This is a genomic window from Chryseobacterium indologenes (genome assembly GCF_002025665.1).
In the GTDB taxonomy this organism is placed as follows: domain Bacteria; phylum Bacteroidota; class Bacteroidia; order Flavobacteriales; family Weeksellaceae; genus Chryseobacterium; species Chryseobacterium metallicongregator.
This window is the reverse complement of sequence record NZ_CP018786.1, coordinates 3,737,149-3,754,407: the sequence shown is the minus strand read 5'-3', so window position 1 is coordinate 3,754,407 and position 17,259 is coordinate 3,737,149. Positions and strand designations below refer to the sequence as shown.

General features: G+C 36.0%; 16 protein-coding genes. 8 read left to right on the top strand and 8 right to left on the bottom strand.

Features of this window, described 5'->3' with window-relative positions:
* Positions 1-6: 6 nt before the first annotated feature.
* Positions 7-648 (top strand): hypothetical protein, encoded by a 642-nt coding sequence (locus tag BUE84_RS17045; RefSeq protein WP_079242728.1) that lies wholly within the window; start codon positions 7-9, stop codon positions 646-648.
* A 69-nt stretch (positions 649-717) separates the two neighbouring features.
* Here the strand turns inward: BUE84_RS17045 and BUE84_RS17040 are convergent, their stop codons facing one another.
* The 8 genes from BUE84_RS17040 to BUE84_RS17005 form a co-directional block, all read right to left on the bottom strand.
* Positions 718-2,010, bottom strand: a complete 1,293-nt coding sequence (locus tag BUE84_RS17040) for a glycosyl transferase family 1 (RefSeq protein WP_079242727.1) — start codon at positions 2,008-2,010, stop codon at positions 718-720.
* Between the two features lie 90 nt (positions 2,011-2,100).
* Positions 2,101-4,641, bottom strand: coding sequence for a YfhO family protein (locus BUE84_RS17035; protein ID WP_079242726.1), 2,541 nt, complete (start codon positions 4,639-4,641; stop codon positions 2,101-2,103).
* 31 nt (positions 4,642-4,672) lie between these two features.
* Positions 4,673-4,903 carry a hypothetical protein gene (locus BUE84_RS17030; RefSeq protein ID WP_079242725.1) on the bottom strand — a complete coding sequence of 77 codons (231 nt, stop codon included), beginning with the start codon at positions 4,901-4,903 and terminating at the stop codon, positions 4,673-4,675.
* A gap of 62 nt (positions 4,904-4,965) precedes the next feature.
* Positions 4,966-6,015 carry a DUF6263 family protein gene (locus BUE84_RS17025; RefSeq protein ID WP_079242724.1) on the bottom strand — a complete coding sequence of 350 codons (1,050 nt, stop codon included), beginning with the start codon at positions 6,013-6,015 and terminating at the stop codon, positions 4,966-4,968.
* A 14-nt stretch (positions 6,016-6,029) separates the two neighbouring features.
* A complete protein-coding gene (locus BUE84_RS17020) occupies positions 6,030-7,148 on the bottom strand; it encodes a serine hydrolase domain-containing protein (protein WP_079242723.1) in 1,119 nt (372 codons plus the stop codon).
* Between the two features lie 3 nt (positions 7,149-7,151).
* Complete coding sequence (gene rlmB, locus BUE84_RS17015; RefSeq protein ID WP_079242722.1) at positions 7,152-7,901, bottom strand: 23S rRNA (guanosine(2251)-2'-O)-methyltransferase RlmB; 750 nt, start codon at positions 7,899-7,901, stop codon at positions 7,152-7,154.
* A 114-nt stretch (positions 7,902-8,015) separates the two neighbouring features.
* Entirely contained in the window at positions 8,016-8,489 is a 474-nt protein-coding gene (locus BUE84_RS17010; RefSeq protein WP_079242721.1) for a DinB family protein, read from the bottom strand.
* A gap of 250 nt (positions 8,490-8,739) precedes the next feature.
* Positions 8,740-10,074: a peptide-N-glycosidase F-related protein gene (locus tag BUE84_RS17005; RefSeq protein WP_079242720.1), complete on the bottom strand. Its 1,335-nt coding sequence runs from the start codon at positions 10,072-10,074 to the stop codon at positions 8,740-8,742.
* A gap of 218 nt (positions 10,075-10,292) precedes the next feature.
* On the opposite strand from BUE84_RS17005, the gene BUE84_RS17000 reads away from it, so the two are divergent.
* The 7 genes from BUE84_RS17000 to BUE84_RS16970 all read left to right on the top strand — a co-directional run bounded on the left by BUE84_RS17000 (position 10,293) and on the right by BUE84_RS16970 (position 17,190).
* On the top strand, positions 10,293-11,600 hold the full coding sequence (locus tag BUE84_RS17000; protein ID WP_079242719.1) for a hypothetical protein: 1,308 nt from the start codon (positions 10,293-10,295) through the stop codon (positions 11,598-11,600).
* A 264-nt stretch (positions 11,601-11,864) separates the two neighbouring features.
* A complete protein-coding gene (locus tag BUE84_RS16995) occupies positions 11,865-12,869 on the top strand; it encodes an AAA family ATPase (protein ID WP_079243966.1) in 1,005 nt (334 codons plus the stop codon).
* Positions 12,869-13,327 carry a GNAT family N-acetyltransferase gene (locus BUE84_RS16990; RefSeq protein ID WP_079242718.1) on the top strand — a complete coding sequence of 153 codons (459 nt, stop codon included), beginning with the start codon at positions 12,869-12,871 and terminating at the stop codon, positions 13,325-13,327. The genes BUE84_RS16995 and BUE84_RS16990 overlap by 1 nt, the downstream gene beginning before the upstream one ends.
* 53 nt (positions 13,328-13,380) lie before the next feature.
* A complete protein-coding gene (locus BUE84_RS16985; protein WP_079242717.1) occupies positions 13,381-14,244 on the top strand; it encodes a DUF58 domain-containing protein in 864 nt (287 codons plus the stop codon).
* 57 nt (positions 14,245-14,301) lie between these two features.
* A complete protein-coding gene (locus tag BUE84_RS16980; RefSeq protein ID WP_079242716.1) occupies positions 14,302-15,198 on the top strand; it encodes a BatD family protein in 897 nt (298 codons plus the stop codon).
* On the top strand, positions 15,191-16,183 hold the full coding sequence (locus BUE84_RS16975; RefSeq protein ID WP_079242715.1) for a VWA domain-containing protein: 993 nt from the start codon (positions 15,191-15,193) through the stop codon (positions 16,181-16,183). The genes BUE84_RS16980 and BUE84_RS16975 overlap by 8 nt, the downstream gene beginning before the upstream one ends.
* Positions 16,183-17,190, top strand: a complete 1,008-nt coding sequence (locus tag BUE84_RS16970) for a vWA domain-containing protein (RefSeq protein WP_079242714.1) — start codon at positions 16,183-16,185, stop codon at positions 17,188-17,190. Before BUE84_RS16975 ends, BUE84_RS16970 begins: the two co-directional genes overlap by 1 nt.
* The last annotated feature ends 69 nt before the right edge of the window (positions 17,191-17,259 follow it).

Sequence of the window (17,259 nt, the reverse complement as noted above, 5' to 3'; positions counted from 1 at the left end):
TAAAATATGAAAAAATTATTGATTGCGGTTTTCGCTATGAGTATTGTTGTTGCCTGTAAGAAAGAAGTAGGGAAACCTGTTCCCAGTGAAATAGATTCCATCGCACAAAATAAAACAGCCACTACAGACACCATTCAGAATAATCCTAATAAAGAAGCGGTTTTAAAGCAAACCAATGATGAGGTTTTGAAAGCGCTGAAAGCTAAAGATTATGCAACTTTTGCATCCTTGATTCATCCGGAAAAAGGAATCCGGTTTTCAATGTATGCTTTTGTTAATCTGAAGGAAGATAAACATTTTTCTAAAGCAGATTTTGAAAAATATCAGCCTACCAAAACCTTGTTTACCTGGGGCGCACATGACGGTTCAGGGGATCCTTATAAAGCAACAATCAATGATTATCTTGGTAAGTGGGTGTTTTCTAAAGATTTTACAACATCACAATATTCACTGAATAAATTTATAGGTGGAGGGAATTCTCTGAATAATTTAAAAGAGATTTATCCTAAAGCTGATTTCACCGAAAATTATATCAAAGGAACCGAAAAATATAGCGAAATGGATTGGAAAACCGTTCGTTTTGTATTTGAAGAATTTCAGGGTAAATATTATCTGATTGCTGTTGTGAATGACCAATGGACAATATAAAAGCTAGAATTTAGAAGTTAGAAGCAGGGAAATGGAATAAACTTCCAGCTTCTAACTTTCTCTCTCTTTTTATTTCAAAACTTCAGTCAGTTGCTGAGTAAGATTTTTTCTTGAGAATTGTTCAATATGCTGGGTGTTTTCAAGAAGGCTGTCATTTTTCCACAGCTCATATTTTTCAAGAATAAACTTTTTGATAGTTTCTGCATCCTGATAATTAAAATGTTTTCCTGCCTGCGTTTCTTCCAGAATTTTTGCTGCATCCGCTTTATCCGGACCGAAAGACAGAATCTGTTTTCCTGAAGCCAGATATTCAAATATTTTTCCAGGGATGATACCTTTTGAAGAATCATTCGGGAAATTAGTGATAAGAAGAATATCTGAGTTTTGCATTTCTTCTACAGCTTTCCCATGAGCCAGATACCCAAGATTCAGAATATGATCTTTCAGACTTGAATTTTCTATAGTCTGAAGGATTTTATCATCTATTCTTCCTACAAATTTCAGCTTAAAATCAGCTGCAAATTCAGGATTTTCTTTCACCAATTCGTCGAGTACTTTCCATAGATTTTCAGGATTTCTCAACTGTTCCAAAACCCCGATATAGCTTAAGGTGAATTTGTTTTCACCCTTTTGTCTTTCCACTTTTTTGCCTGAATCACTTTCATCAAATCCATTTGTGATACAAACTGCATTAGCTCCTGCTTTTCTGAAATTTTCAGCATCAGTATAACTTGTAGCCAAAGTGATATTTGCATTCTTAAATACAGAACTTTCCAATTGACGATGTTTTTTATCTGAACTTTTGGTTAATTTCAGATGCTTATAATAAGAAATTTCTGTCCATGGATCACGGAAATCGGCAATCCATTTCAGATCTGGCATTTTGCTTTTAAGTCCCAAACCAATCAGATGAAGTGAGTGAGGTGGGCCGGAAGTAACGATTGTATCTATTTTATTTTCTTTCAGGTATTTTTCCAGAAATGTAACGGATGGTTTTACCCAAAAAACTCTGGCATCAGGAATGAAAAAATTACCTCTTACCCAAATCGAAAGTTTGGATTTCCAGCTTTGATTTTTACCTACATCAAATTGTCCTGCTTTGAATTTTTTATTGCTTTTATTCAGTTTTTCAGCAAGCTGATAAGGTTCCCAGATTTTGGTTCTTACCATCTCGATGTTTTCCGGAACATCTTTCATCAATGTTTCGTCCAGCAATGGATAGCTTGGATTTTCCGGAGTATAGATGATCGGTTTCCAACCAAAATCAGGTAGATATTTTGCAAACTTCAGCCATCTTTGAACACCAGGACCTCCCGCAGGAGGCCAGTAATAGGTGATAATCAATATTTTCTTCTGTTCCATTTTTAATTGATTCCTATGTCATTCTGAACGAAGCAGAAGCGTAGTGAAGAATAACATTCGTAATATTATTTAAAAACCTTATTATACTATTTAAGCTTTTTGTTCTGCTACAATTTCTTTTTTCTTGTTTTTATTCATCCAGAAAATTCCAAATGCAGCCAACAGGATAAATAATCCGAATGAAAGAAGCGAAAGCCATTTTCCTTTTTCAATCACTTCAGGTTCAAAAACCATTCTGATATGGTGATTTCCTGCCGGAACATGTACTGCACGAAGTAAGTAATCTGCTTTGATGTACGGAACTTCTTTTTCGTCTACCAATACTTTCCATCCGTGAGGATAATACACTTCAGAGAATACAGCCAATTGAGGAGTCTTAGACTGAGATTTAAATTCAAGTTCGTTAGGCTGGTATTTTGTAAGAGTGATAAATGCTGTAGAATCTGCCTGAACAGGTTTGTTATCAAAATATGATTTGTCAGATGAAGCAATGACAGCTGTTTTTTTGTTGTCAATACTTCCGATAGCTTTAATTTCCTGATTAGGAGTATCTACAAATTTTAAATCACTTACAAACCATGCATTTCCGTTGGCTTTAGGATTAGGAACAACCTGTGGCTGCTCAGGACCTCCGAAAACCATGTATTTTGCATTCAGTAAATTTAATACATTAGGTGTTTTTACACTGTCAATACTATTGATGTACTCATTCAATACATCATCGTATCTTCTTAATTTTACAGCGTGATAGCCTCCAATGGAAGCCTTAAAGTATGAGGTATTGGTTTCGCTGGTTACTCCCAATGTCTGGTTGTAAATTCTGTAGTGCGTTTTATCTTTTTCAGCGATAGTTTCCAATGTTTTGTTGATGTTGACATTGGATAAAATAGACTCCAGATTTGGATTTCCCTGCACTTTTTCAGCCAACAGGTCTGAGCTTTCTGTCTGGAAAGGATTTTCTGCGAAGATTTTATCTACATAGTTTTCGTCATTCAGATAACGTTTGTTTACCGTCCAGAGGTCGAATAAACTTACAAGTCCAATCACTACCAAAGCAATATTCTGGTTCAGCTTTTTCTTTAAAGTTAAGAATAACGCAGCTGCAGTAATGGCTACATAAATGAATGCTTTTATGGCATCTATTCTGAATAGTTTATATCTTTCATCTACAAGATAATCAAGTAAGAAAGGAGGGAAGTAGGTCTTTTCACTTTCTGTAGCAAAGCCTAATAATGACTTTCCAAAGATTAAAAGAATCAATAAAAATCCTAACGTTCCACCTCCTACATAAAGAAGGGTCTTTTGTTTGTATTCTTCGGTCAGTTTCTCATCTGTAAAGAATCTGTATAATCCCAGAATGGCAATTAATGGGAATAACAATTCTACTACAACTAAGATTGAAGAAGGAGCTCTGAATTTATTATAGAACGGTACGTAATCAATAAAGAAATCGGATAACGGCATAAAGTTACTTCCCCAAGCCAGTAAAATAGTCAGGATGGAAGCTCCCAAAATCCAGTAACGATATTTTTTCGAAGCAAAAAAGAATCCTAATAAGGCAAGGAAACATACAATAGCTCCCTGATAAGCAGGTCCTGAAGTTCCCGGTTGGTCTCCCCAGTAGGTTACCCCGCTGAAACCTTTGGAAATTCTATCCATTTCAGCTTGTGAGCCTACATTTTCCTGAACCAGTTCCTGAACTCTGTTCATGATTTCTTTTCCTTCAGGTTCCTGGCTTCCTCCACCCATTAATCTCGGAATAAAAAGGTTTAAAGTTTCCAGTTGCCCATAGCTCCACATTAGCATACTCTCCTTGTCCATTCCGGATTTTCCTGAAGTATGGCTGTCGTTATTTAAAATTTGTTTTCCACGAACGGTTTCTTTTACATATTCAGAATTAGCCATGATTCTTTGTGAATTCATTCCAACTCCAATAATACATGATGCTGCGATAATTCCTGATGAAATAAGGAAATGCTTCATCGGTGTTTTTTTCTGGATAGCTCTGATCAGTTCAGAAAGGAATAAGAATCCTAACGCAATGAACAGATAATAGGTCATCTGTGGGTGGTTGGCAGCAATTTGAAGACCCATAAAAAGGGTAGTGACAATAAACCCCCAGATGTATTGTTTTCTGATATACACCAGTAAAATACCGGCCAGTAACGGGGCAAAATATTCAATGGTATTGACTTTACCATTATGTCCGGCTGCAATAATAATATAAAAATAGGTTGAAAGCCCGAAGAAAGTGGCCCCTAAAAGAGCATATTTCCAGTTTCTGACCACTACCATTCCCAAAAGGAAAAAACCTGCAAATAGCAGGAAGAGATAATTAACCGGCCTTGGCAGGAAATTCAGATTGCTGTCGATTTTTTTGATGATGTCACCTTTGAACTGGCTTCCCATCTGATAAGTCGGCATTCCTCCAAACATGGAATCACTCCAATAGGTTTCATTTCCGGTATTGGCTCTATAGTCGAGCAGTTCTTTTGCTCCTCCTCTGTACTGCACAATATCGTGCTGGAAAAGCTGTTTTCCTGAAAATACAGGAGTGGAATATAAAAATGCTAAAACTATAAATATTACTAATGAAGCTGCAATATAAATTAAGTTTTTATTTTTTGCCATGCTGGTTATTATCTTTTATTTCTTGGAATTTTTACCTTTTGTCCTTACTCTCTTTCACCTCTTCGTAGTCTACAGTTTCTGCATCCCACTTAAGGTTTTGTTGGTTATTCTTATTCGAGTTGTGTAGGTCCTGCTGTCTGTTATTCTGGTTATCATTATTGAAACGATAGCTGTAAAATGTCTTAAAGAAAATTCTTTTCAGAATATTCCAGACAAAGAAAATAATAATGGCAGTGAGTACTAACTCAAGAATGTACTTCATAATTTAAAAAATTTAAAGTTCAGGGTTTAAAGTATATTGTAAACCCTGAATGTTTACTTCAGTTATTTAGCAGATGGGTTTACCATTACCGAAGAATTGGAAACGCTTTTCATAGACTGAGATTGTTTTCCATCTGAAATGGTTTCTATCTGAGTTGTTTTTACGTTGATATTCTGGTTGGTAATCCATCCTGTGCTTTCATCAAACTTAATGGTTCCGTTCTGAACCAGTTCACTGCTCAGGCTGTGCGTGATTGGTCCCTGAGCTTTCTTTTCGGTTTTCTTAGGAATACCTCCGGTTACTGCAATTTCTGCAGCTCCGTTTCCTAGGCTTTTCAGTACATAATTAGATGTTACTTTTACGCTTCCGCTTGGGTCTGCATTCTCAGACGTTGACCACTTTTCTCCCATTTTTACTCCTTTTTTAGGAATAATCATCAGATTTTTGTGGAACTGATCTTTCAATACCTTTTCGTTGAATGATTGTTTAAGACTTGCTACTACGCTTGCTTTTTCATTGGCATCTTTGATAAGCGTACCTACTGCATTACCTACTTTCGTGTAAACAGCATCAAATCCTGTAATAGAAATTACATTCCCTTTTGTATCCATCTTCATCTGAAGTTTGTTTCCGGTAAGTGCTTTGTTTACATTCCAGATCATTTTAAGATCGTCTTCTTTAGGAAGAGGAAGCTTGGTATCTACTACCACCGTTTTTCCCTGTGCAGACTGAGAATTTCTCTTTGCTACAAGGTTAAGGGTCATTTCATATACATTTCCTTTAATATCATCTACTACAAAATTCATTTCATCTGTAGACTCACTTGTTGCTGTGATAGATTTCCCCTGAGGATCCGTCATCGTTTTTACATCTCTCTGGTAAGTGGTAAGAGGATATGTTTTTCCTTTTTCAAGTTTAAAAGTCTGTGTAATCACACCCGCAGAATCTTTGATTGCAGGGTTTTCTGAAACTTTTGCTACAGAATCAGCAGGAACTTCTACAGTTACTGTTTTTCCGGTTTTAGGATCTACTTTCGTTATTTTTGCTGTTTCTTTTTTACAAGATACAAGGGCTATTGATGATATAAGCGCAAGCGCTGCAATGTTCTTCATTTGATTTTTTAACTTTATTTTTTACTACTATTTCTTAATAAATTATCTGCGATATCGTGCAGCTTCCCCTGAGATTCTCCATCAGATTCATTGGAAAGTACTACCACTCCCATGTTTTTTGACGGATAAATCTGAAGCACACTTGAAAAGCCAAATGTACCTCCAGTATGATAAATGGTTTGGGTACCATCTTCATAGGTGTGCAATCTCCAATATAATCCAATAGCATCTCCTTTACTTTTTACAAAAGGAGTATGGGATGCTTTCACATATTTATTATTCTCATCCAGATGATACTGTATGTATTTCACCAGATCCTCCGTAGTGGACAAAATTCCTCCTGCAGGAGCAAAGATTGTAGTGAAATTTCTGGGCATTACCTTTCCTTTTTCGTTATAACGAGTCAATAGCTGTGCAGAATTCGTACCAATAATGGTATGATTCATTTTCAGTGGCTTTGTAATATACTCTGAAAGCAGGTTTTCATAGCTTTTATGATATACTTTTTCAAGGACATCCCCGGCAATCTGTGTTCCTACATTGGAATACTTATACTCTGTTCCGGGTACAAAATCCACTTTGGCCTGATGAAGATCTTCATAAAAGTTTTTCTTTGAATAGTTTTTATAAAAATCAGACAGTGCCATAGCAACAGAGTCCATTGTTTTTTTGAATGTTTCAGACTGATCCGGCAGAAACTGTGGCAATCCTGATGAATGATTGGTTAGATTACCGATCGTTATCGGGTGCTTTTCAAATTCAAGATTAGGATAATTTCCTATATATTTCCGGATATCATCATCCATTTTAATTTTTCCGTCTACTAAAGCTTGAGCCAGAAGTGTTCCGGTAAAAGTTTTGGTAATGGAAGCAATCTCGTACAGGCTTTTGGATGTTGGAAGTTCTGATTTTCCTATCTCCGTTGTACCATAATTATAGAAATAACTTTTACCATTTTTAAAAACACCTATTGAAAGTCCTACACGGGCAGGATTCTGCATATAAGCGAGAGCTTCTTTCTGAACCATCTTATCAAGATCAGTCGTAAGACGGTTGTCTGTAGCTACATTTTTCGTCTGTGCATTAAAAACTAACGGCACAAAAAATAATGGTAAAAGTGATTGTATTTTCATGGTTTATGGATTAGGTACCACGGACATTTTCTGTCTTACCGCTTCATACAAAATCGCTCCACATGCTACAGAAACATTCAGGGATTGAGTTTTTCCTTCAATAGGAAGTTTTATTTTTTCATCAGCATGATGTAATACTTCTTTAGAAATTCCGGTTTCTTCATTTCCCATAACGATAGCACATGGCTCAGTCATATTAACATCATAGATTAATTTCTGAGCTTTTTCACTGGCTGCATATACGGAAATTCCACTTTGCTGAAGAAAATCCACAGCATGAGCCAGGTTATTTTCCTTACATATTTTAATATTGTAAATAGCACCTGCAGAAGTTTTTATCGCATCAGAGTTAATAGGAGCCGCACCCTTTTCCGGAATGATTATAGCATCAACACCTACGCATTCTGCCGTTCTGCAGATGGCTCCGAAGTTTCTTACATCAGTAAGTCTGTCCAGAATCAAAAGAAAAGGTGTTTTTCCCTGTTCAAATAATTGTGGAACAATATCCTCCACTTTATGAAACGGTACATCCGAAATAAAAGCTACCACACCCTGATGGTTTTTTCTTGTAAAACGGTTCAGTTTTTCAACCGGAACATAGTTGGGACGGATTTTATTTTTCGCTAAAATGGCTTTTAATTCAGCATAAATAGGACCCTGAAGTGCATTTTGCACAAAGATCTTGTCAATCGTTTTTCCCGCTTCAATTGCTTCAATCACGGGACGCAGCCCGAAAATAAAATCGTCTTTCATTGAAAATTTATTATATAGTTATAGAGTGAATTGTCAATCGTGAATTTTACGCTGTAAGTCAATTCTGATGTGCATATATTCACATTTGACCATTGATTTGCACAGCAAGATTCACTATCTCCCTTTCTCTCCTAAAATTGCTCTTTTCTGCGCCATCACATATCCGTAGTGAAGGCTTTCGTGCATATTGTTAAAGATAATGGCATCCTGGATGCTTTTCAGATCCATTCCGAAACTTGTGGTGTAAGGAGTGTAATCTGAGAAGAAATCACTGTCATAATCCTTCATTAAAATCTTTGAAGTTTCTGTAAGCAAAAATTCTAAATCTTCCACTTCAGATTTTTGAACATCTAAGTTGGGTAAAGTTCCTTTCTTGTAAGTTTCAATCCAATATTTGTCGATACGGAACGGATTTCCGCTCAGGTAATAATGCAATAGCTGCTGTGTAGCAACGGTATGTGCAATATTCCAGTAAATATTGTTGTTGAAACCATCCGGAATCAGAATCAAATCTTCATGAGATGTATTCTGAAGGATATCTAAAAGGTTCTTTCTTACTTGTCTGTGTGCTTGAAAATGATAATTCATTTTGCAAAATTTTTAATCACCAAAAATAGTTTAATAAACTGGAAATGACAATTTTTTTGACTAGAGGATTAAAGTTAAAATTTTTTAACTATTGGAAAAAAGAGTGAATTAAGGTTGTTTTTTTAATTGGTTTTTATTGATATCAGAATGTTTTTTTACATTTAATTTTATATGATGATCAATAGAAAAACCCTCCTGAGTGAAGTTTCAGAGAGGGTTTTTATTGTTTTATTTCAAAAGATATGTCCCGTTATTTTTTTATGATTTTGTGTTTAAAGGTAGTTCCGTCTTTTAAAACAATATGTAAAAAATAGACTCCTGTGCTGTATGAGGAAAGATCTATTCTGTTCTCTTTGTAAGTTTCGGAAAGTTTTCTTCCTTCTATATTGAAAAGACTTATTGAGCTGACCTCTACTTTTGATTTTACATTGGCAAAGTCAGAAGTAGGGTTGGGGTAAATATTCACATCTACTGTTTTGATCTCTTTTACATTCAAAGCTGTATTGCTTTTCCCCTGCATATAAACTGATAACATGACATATCCCTGCTGTTGATTGAAAACTGCTGTTGGAATTGTGTGTTTCAAAGTATGATTGCCTGCAGTTAAGTTGGGTAATGTAAATTCTCTGATAGGAACAGAATTTCCGGGACACCAGTTATTCCATGAGGTCCAGTCAGCAAAAGTTTTAGGAGTAGAACCATAGATTCCGTTTCCTTGAGTATTGTATACACGGTACGGTTCACATGAAATACCTCCGGGAGTATAGGTGAGTACTTGTACATCATCTATATAGGTGTAGTTTTGTCTTCTGATATATTCTTCACCGCCACTGTTGGCGCCATGAGGAGTAGATATTACAAAGAAGCGGGCATTGGTAACAGGGTTTGGAAGATTAAAAGTGACAATTCTAACGGTTTCTCCGGCAATATCGGTGCTGTTATAGTTATTAAGGGTGTTATAACTTAATATAGGTGCAATGCTGTTGGTGTCTGTAGGGGTTGCTCCTGTATCCGTTGAGAAAAAGGTAAGAGTTCCCGAAAAAACATCAATTCTGTTTGCACAGCCTGAAACCTGGGTTTGAGCTGCGTAAGGAACCCCGAAAACATCCAATTCCATATAAAGATCATACATGGCACGCAATGCTGTATCATGAAATATGCTGTATAAATTGCTGACATCATAAGTGTAAGGAACTTCTGAAGGAGTTCTGTTTTTATTCATGAAAGGAGTAATATATCTGCCTATTTCAATTCTTTTGACATTAGCGTCATTGATTGTATAAGTAGCTTGGTTTTTAGGAACCATAGCCAAAAAGACTTCCCCAAGACGGTCATAATTATCACACAATGGGGCAATGGTTACACGCATCGCAATTTTGGCTTTAAAAGCATCTAATTCTGCATCAGTGAGTTTTCTTGTATACCTGGCATTCGTCAGTCTGGTTAAACCTGCAGGAACAGGGTTGGATACTGTAGCTGCATAACCGTCATAATAGACAGCATCTGAAATTATATTTGTCATTGTCGTTTGGGCGAAAACGAGATGGGTAATGAAAAAACTGAAAAAGAGTAGTCTTTTATACATGTTATGGATGTTTAGTGTAAATATATGAAATGTATATCAAAATTACCTTTAGTTTATTTTATTTTTATGTTTTGTGGTTATTTTATTGTTGATTGTTGATTGTTTTTGATTTTAATATATGTTTGTGTTAAATTGTATGATGAAATATTTTTTTTATTGCTAGAATCAAAGTATTTATTATTAAATTAGCATGGTATACCAGATTAATGTTATTAATAATGAAAAGAATTTTACTTTTAGCTTTGTTTTTTGTAGTGGAGGTAATGAACGCCCAAATCAATATCAATATTGGGAGCCCAAATGTTGGTGTTGCTCCTGTAAGCAGTTTTTTTTCCTATTCTTATGTACAGCAGATATATCCTAAGCAGGAAGTTAATGCCAATGCTGCAGGCAATATTACTGGCCTTACATTTTATGTGGATCCTTCCTCTACAATTACTGAATCTTCAAACTGGACCGTATATCTCGGACATACATCAAAAACAGCCTTTGCTTCCGGTACAGACTGGATTCCTGCTGCACAGTTGACTCAGGTGTTCACAGGAGCTGTAACCAAGAACAATAATAAAGTTGAAGTTGTTTTTACAACACCATTTGCTTATAATAATGTTGATAATCTGGTTATTGCAGCAAAAGAGAATTCTCCGAATATCGATATCAATAATTTTGATGAAGCTTTTCATGTCTACCCTCATATCCCTTACTCAACGCTGTATTATAAAGGAGATCGTGCAGTAGTGGATATTGCATCTCCTCCGGGAGGAATCAGGGCGGATTATAAATCGTCGGTTACCATTTCAGGCCTTACACCAAGTGCCGGACCGGCATGTCCTTTTGTTGTTTATCCGGTAAATAATACTCAGAATATTTCTTTAACTCCCAATTTCAACTGGCTTCCGGCTTCAGGGGCTACATCCTATAAAGTTTCGTTGGGAACAAGTTCAGGAAGCTCTGATATTATTAATCAGCAGACCGTTTCAGGAAATAGCTTTACCCCTTCCACAGCGCTTACAGCCGGAACAACTTATTATTTAAAAGTAACATCAGTTTCCGGGAATACAGAATCTTCAGGATGTTCTGAACTTGTTTTTAAAACTGTTCCCCCAATACCTGTAAACGATGCATGTGCGGGAGCGTTGACGGTATCCGTATTTCCTTACAGTTACACTCAGAATGACGCTGTATCTACAACCAATAACACAGGAAATATAAGTGTATGTACAAGTAATGGAGATACAGGAATGAATGATGGTACCTGGTTTAAGTTTACTGGTGATGGAAGTCAGTATACCATTAAAGCGACAATGCCTTCTGGTAGTAGCTATGATCCGCAGATAGGCGTGTATAGTGGCAGCTGTAGTAATTTGTCATGTACCGGAACCGTAGACAATGGTGGCGGAGGTGCTGCGGAAACGCTTACCATTACCACAGTATCTGGAACAGAATATTTTATAAATGTCGGAGCGTATGAAGATACTACTGATGCTCCTGAAAATATATTCACCATTACAATAACTAAGCTTTAAAATTAAATAATCAAGTTTCTGATTAAAATAAAAATGTTGCAAAAATAATTTTGTGACATTTTTTGTGAATGATAGTGAAAATAGAGATATAGCTTGCTTTAATTTGAATTTTTGAATTTGTTTATACATAAGAAATTCAGCGTTATAGCTTTAAATATCTTGTCAATGCCGGATTTTTAACAAACTTTAACTCAAAAATGGCATTTATTATGTTGATTAATGCAAGTATTTATCAGAAATTTACCACTTATTTTAAACCAAGCTATGTCAGAGATATATCAAGCTGAAGATATCCGCCAATTGACGGAAAAAGTAAAAGAAAAAAACTACTTATTTTCTCTTCTGAGACAGGAAATCAACAAAGTTATTATTGGACAGGAATACATGGTAGACCGTCTTTTGGTAGGGCTTTTGGGGAATGGTCACGTTCTTCTTGAAGGGGTACCAGGGTTGGCTAAAACCTTAGCGATAAAAACACTGGCTGATGCTGTTCATGGAGATTTCTCAAGGATTCAGTTTACACCGGATTTACTTCCTGCAGATGTAGTAGGAACTATGATCTTTAATATCAAAGACAATGATTTCTCTATAAAAAAAGGACCTGTATTTGCAAACTTTGTTTTGGCAGATGAGATCAACCGTGCACCGGCAAAAGTACAGTCAGCGCTTCTGGAGGTTATGCAGGAAAAACAGGTGACGATTGGTGATGAAACAATGAAGCTTCCAAAACCATTCCTGGTATTGGCAACACAAAACCCGATTGATCAGGAAGGAACTTATCTGCTGCCTGAAGCACAAAGCGACCGCTTTATGTTGAAATGTACTATAGATTATCCTGCTTTTGAGGATGAAAGACAGGTGATGAGAATGGTTTCAACTTCGCATCAGCCAACGGTAAAACCTGTAATCTCTCTTCAGGATATTGTAGATGCAAAAGAACTGATCAATCAGATTTATCTCGACGAGAAAATTGAAAAATATATCCTGGATATGGTGTTTGCAACACGTTATCCGGAAAATTATGGGCTTTCTGAACTTAAAAATTATATCAGTTTCGGAGCTTCTCCAAGAGCATCCATTAACCTTGCTATTGCTTCAAGAGCCTATGCGTTTTTAAAAGGAAGAGCATTTGTCATTCCGGAAGATGTAAAAGCATTGGCAAAAGATGTATTGAGGCACAGAATGGGCTTAACCTTTGAAGCTGAAGCAGAAGAGATTTCAACAGAAGAAATTATCAATAGAATTTTAGCAAAAATCCAGGCACCATAATGAGTGATGTAATCATAAGAAAAGCTGTTCTGGAAGACTGTTCTTCCATGCTTAATTTAATTAAAGAACTGGCGGAATATGAAAAGGCGCTGCACGAAGTAACCGTGACTTTGGATGATTTTATTCAGGATGGTTTCGGAACTTCTCCTGTGTGGGGAGCTTTCGTGGCAGAATATGAAGGTGAAATAGTTGGAATATCCCTGTATTATGACAGATATTCAACATGGAAAGGAAGAAGGCTGTATCTTGAAGATCTTGTTGTAACAGAAAGATTGAGAGGAAAGCAGATTGGAAAGAAATTATTTGATGCAACACTGGAATATGGTAAAAGCAATAATTACAGTGGAATGGTATTCCAGGTATTAAACTGGAATGAGCCTGCCATCAATTTTTATAAAAAATACAACACAAAGTTTGACAATGAGTGGTCGAACGTATCCATTGAGTTTAAAGATTAACCAGAAACCCGTACTCAACATTAAACTTTGAATTTTAAACCTTGAACTCGTCTATGCAGATAAAAGATATTGTAAAAAAAGTAAAGCAGATTGAAATCCGTACCAGAAAAAAGACGGAGGCTGCTTTAATGGGGCAATATCACAGCGCCTTTAAAGGGCAGGGTATGACTTTCTCGGAAGTTCGTCCCTATCAGTTTGGAGATGAGATAAGAAGAATCGATTGGAATAAAACCGCACGTTTCCGTGAGCCATTCGTAAAAGTAATGGAAGAAGAAAGGGAACTTACGATGATGATTCTTGTAGATATTTCTGCTTCCATGGATTATGGAACAAAAGTTCAGCTGAAAAGAGAATATGTAGCCGAAATTGCTGCCAGTTTAGGATTTTCAGCCGCTGGCAATAATGATAAAGTAGGATTGATCTTGTTTGCCGATAAAGTGTATAAAGTCATTCCTCCACAAAAAGGGAGAAAACATATTCTTTCTATTATCAGCAATATTCTCACAGCAGATTATGTTCCGGCAGAATCTAAAATAGATAAGGCAATGGAATATATGATGGGGATTTTCAAAAGGAAATCTCTGGTTTTTCTGTTTTCAGATTTTGAAGATGCATATGATTCCAAAATGCTGAGAGTAGCTTCAAAAAAACACCAGCTGTTGGGAATGAGGATTTATGATGAAAAAGATAATGAGATTCCTGATGTAGGCTATGCCCGTTTAATGGATGTGGAAACCGGAAAAGAAATATGGGCCAATACTTCCAGTGCAAGGTGGCGCTACACCTTCGCTGAAGCTCAAAAACAAAAACTGAGAGCTCTGGAAGAAGATTTTGCCAATAGCTCTGCCAGTTTTATGAATATTAATACAGGCTCAGATTATTCAAAATTATTGTATAATTACTTTCAGAAAAAATAACATCGGGCTGAGCTCGTAACTAAAAACATAAGGCGTTTTGCCTTTATTATTTTAACATTGAGAAAAATACTTTTAATATTATCTTTTCTGATCTGTGCAAATGCTTTTTCACAGATATTATCCTCTAACGTAGAAAAGAAAACCCTCGCTCTGGGAGAAATCAATCATCTTACCATAAAGATTGATAACCTTAATGAGCAGCAGGTTACTTCAGCAGCTAAGAATGAACTCTTACCTTTCCATTTTGAAGAAACGAAAGATAGTATCGGGCAAACGGCTAATACCTATGAAAGAAAGATAGAATTTGCTGTTTTTGAAGAGGGAAAATTTACCATTCCTGAACTGGAGTTTAGAGTAGGAGATAAAATTCTTAAAACAATTCCTTATGAAATAGATGTCATTAATACGGCTCAAAAAGCAGATCAGATCAATGACATTATGAATAATAAGCAGGTGAAACTTGAGCCTAAGGATTATTGGGAGCTTTACAAGTTTTATATTCTTGCAGCATTGGCTGGTATTGCACTGGTTATTGCCATTATTATGTTTGTAAAATGGGGAAGAAAATCAAAGAGTTCTCCTGTAGTGGCTACCAATCAGACATTAAAAGAGCTTGATTCTCTTAAAAAGAAAAAATATATTGAAGGAGGAAACTTCCGTTCGTTTTATGTGGAACTGATTGATATTTCCAGAACCTTCATTACAAAACAATATCGCCTTCCGGCAGATGTACTTCTTACTGATGATCTTATAGATGTCATGAAAAAAAATAATACAATCTCGCAGGACAACGAAAAAATAATAGAAGATGTTTTCCTTAGAGGAGACCTGGTGAAATTTGCCAAAACATTCCCGGATCAGGAAACAATGGAAAGAGATTTTGCCAATATCAGGGATTTTGTGAAAAGATCATCCAAAGATTTAGAATTCGAAAACTTAAGAAAGGATGTTTAATTTTGAGTTTTACAGCCCATGGTTTTTGCTGCTTTTTCTGCTGTTTATTCCACTTTTAATTAAAGATATTGGAAGAAATAAAAGAAAAGGTATAAAAGTTCCTACCATAAAAAACATGGATCACAGCGGGAGTATCCAAGGAATACTTTTTTTACTGAAAATATCAAAATATATCATTCTTTCTGCGTTGATTATTGCCATGGCAAGGCCGAGAACGTTTACTATTTCTCAGGACAGAGATGATACAAAGGGAGTGGATATTATGTTGTCTATCGACGTTTCTTTAAGTATGCTGGCGAAGGATCTGAGCCCGGACCGAATTACCGCCTTGAAAGATATTGCCGTAAAATTTGTTCAGAAACGCCCGAATGACAGGATAGGAGTGGTAGCATATGCTGCAGAAGCTTTTACTAAAGTTCCGGTAACCTCAGATCATCAGGTTGTTATTGATGAAATTAAAAATCTGAATTCTGCAGGTCTTGAACCCGGAACAGCTATCGGGGAAGGTCTTTCCGTAGCAGTGAATCATTTGATTAAAAGCAAAGCCAAAAGTAAAGTGGTCATCCTGATGACGGATGGAGTAAGCAATATTCAGAATGCAATTCCTCCACAGCTTGCTGCTGAACTGGCAAAAAATAATAATATAAAGGTATATTCAATCGGAATCGGTACCAATGGTTATGCGCTGATGCCTACATCGCAAGACATTTTTGGAGAGCTTATCTTTACCGAAACAGAGGTTACCATCGATGAAAATACCTTGAGAGAAATAGCACAAACAACGGGAGGTAAATATTTCAGAGCTACCTCAAACAGTAGTCTGGAAGAAGTATACAATGAAATCAACCAACTGGAAAAATCTGATGTGAAGGTTTCCAAGCTGTACAATTATGAAGAGTATTTCAAAATATTCCTTTGGATTGCGCTTGCTATGTTGGTGTTGGATGCATTGCTGAGATGGGTTTTTTATAAAATTTTAAGCTGATGAGTTGGTCTTTAGGAAATTATTGGTATTTATTTTTACTGTTGCTTCTGCCGCTGTTAGCTATCTTTTTGATCCGTTTTTTACAATGGAGAAATAAAAAAAGAGAAATTTTTGCCGCTAGCCAGTTTCATGAGAATTTATTTGAAAAAAGATCAGGATTTACAAAGTTTTTTCCTGCATTATACTTATTGGGAACATTATTTCTGATATTTTCTATCATTGACCTTTTGAACGGTTCAGAAGAAGTGAAAAGTACCCAGAAACTGAATAATGTAATCTTTATGCTGGATGTATCCAATTCTATGAATGCTGAGGATATAGAACCAAGCCGTTTGACGGAAGCCAAAAATCTGATGCTGGCTACCATGAATAAAATGAATAATGATAAGGTAGGTATTGTGATTTTTGCTGGGAATGCAATGTCTATTATGCCTCTGACAACAGATTATAATTCTGCAGAAACTTATATCAGCGGTATTGAAACCAGTTCTATGCAGATTCAGGGAACAGATTTTCTGAAAGGAATGCAGGCTGCTGCTGAAAAATTTAAAAATGTAAGCAAAGGATCAAGAAAAGTGATTCTACTGAGTGATGGTGAGGATAACGAAGGAAATGATAACGCTGCCATCAGATTAGCTAATAAAGAAGGAATAAGCATTACTTCTGTAGGTGTAGGAACAGATGAAGGTGCTCCGGTTCCGGAATATGTGTTCGGACAATTGATGGGATATAAAACCGATGCCAACGGAGGTACGGTTATTTCAAAAAGACAGACGGAAGCATTAAAGAAAATGGCGGAATCTACAGACGGAACTTATATTGATGGAAATAATATCAATGAAGCTCCGGACAGGATTGTAGATGCTGTCAATAAAAAATCGGCAGGTGCTGAAACGATGGTGAAATCGCAGAATGCCAATCATTATTATCAATATTTTCTTGCGGTATCTCTTCTGTTTTTCTTTTTAATTTATATTTTTAATCCAAAAAAAGACTTTAATGTGTAGAATTCCTTTATTTATAGAAGAAATTCTACAGGTACTTTAACCGAATTTTAACAAATAAAACTCTGTTTC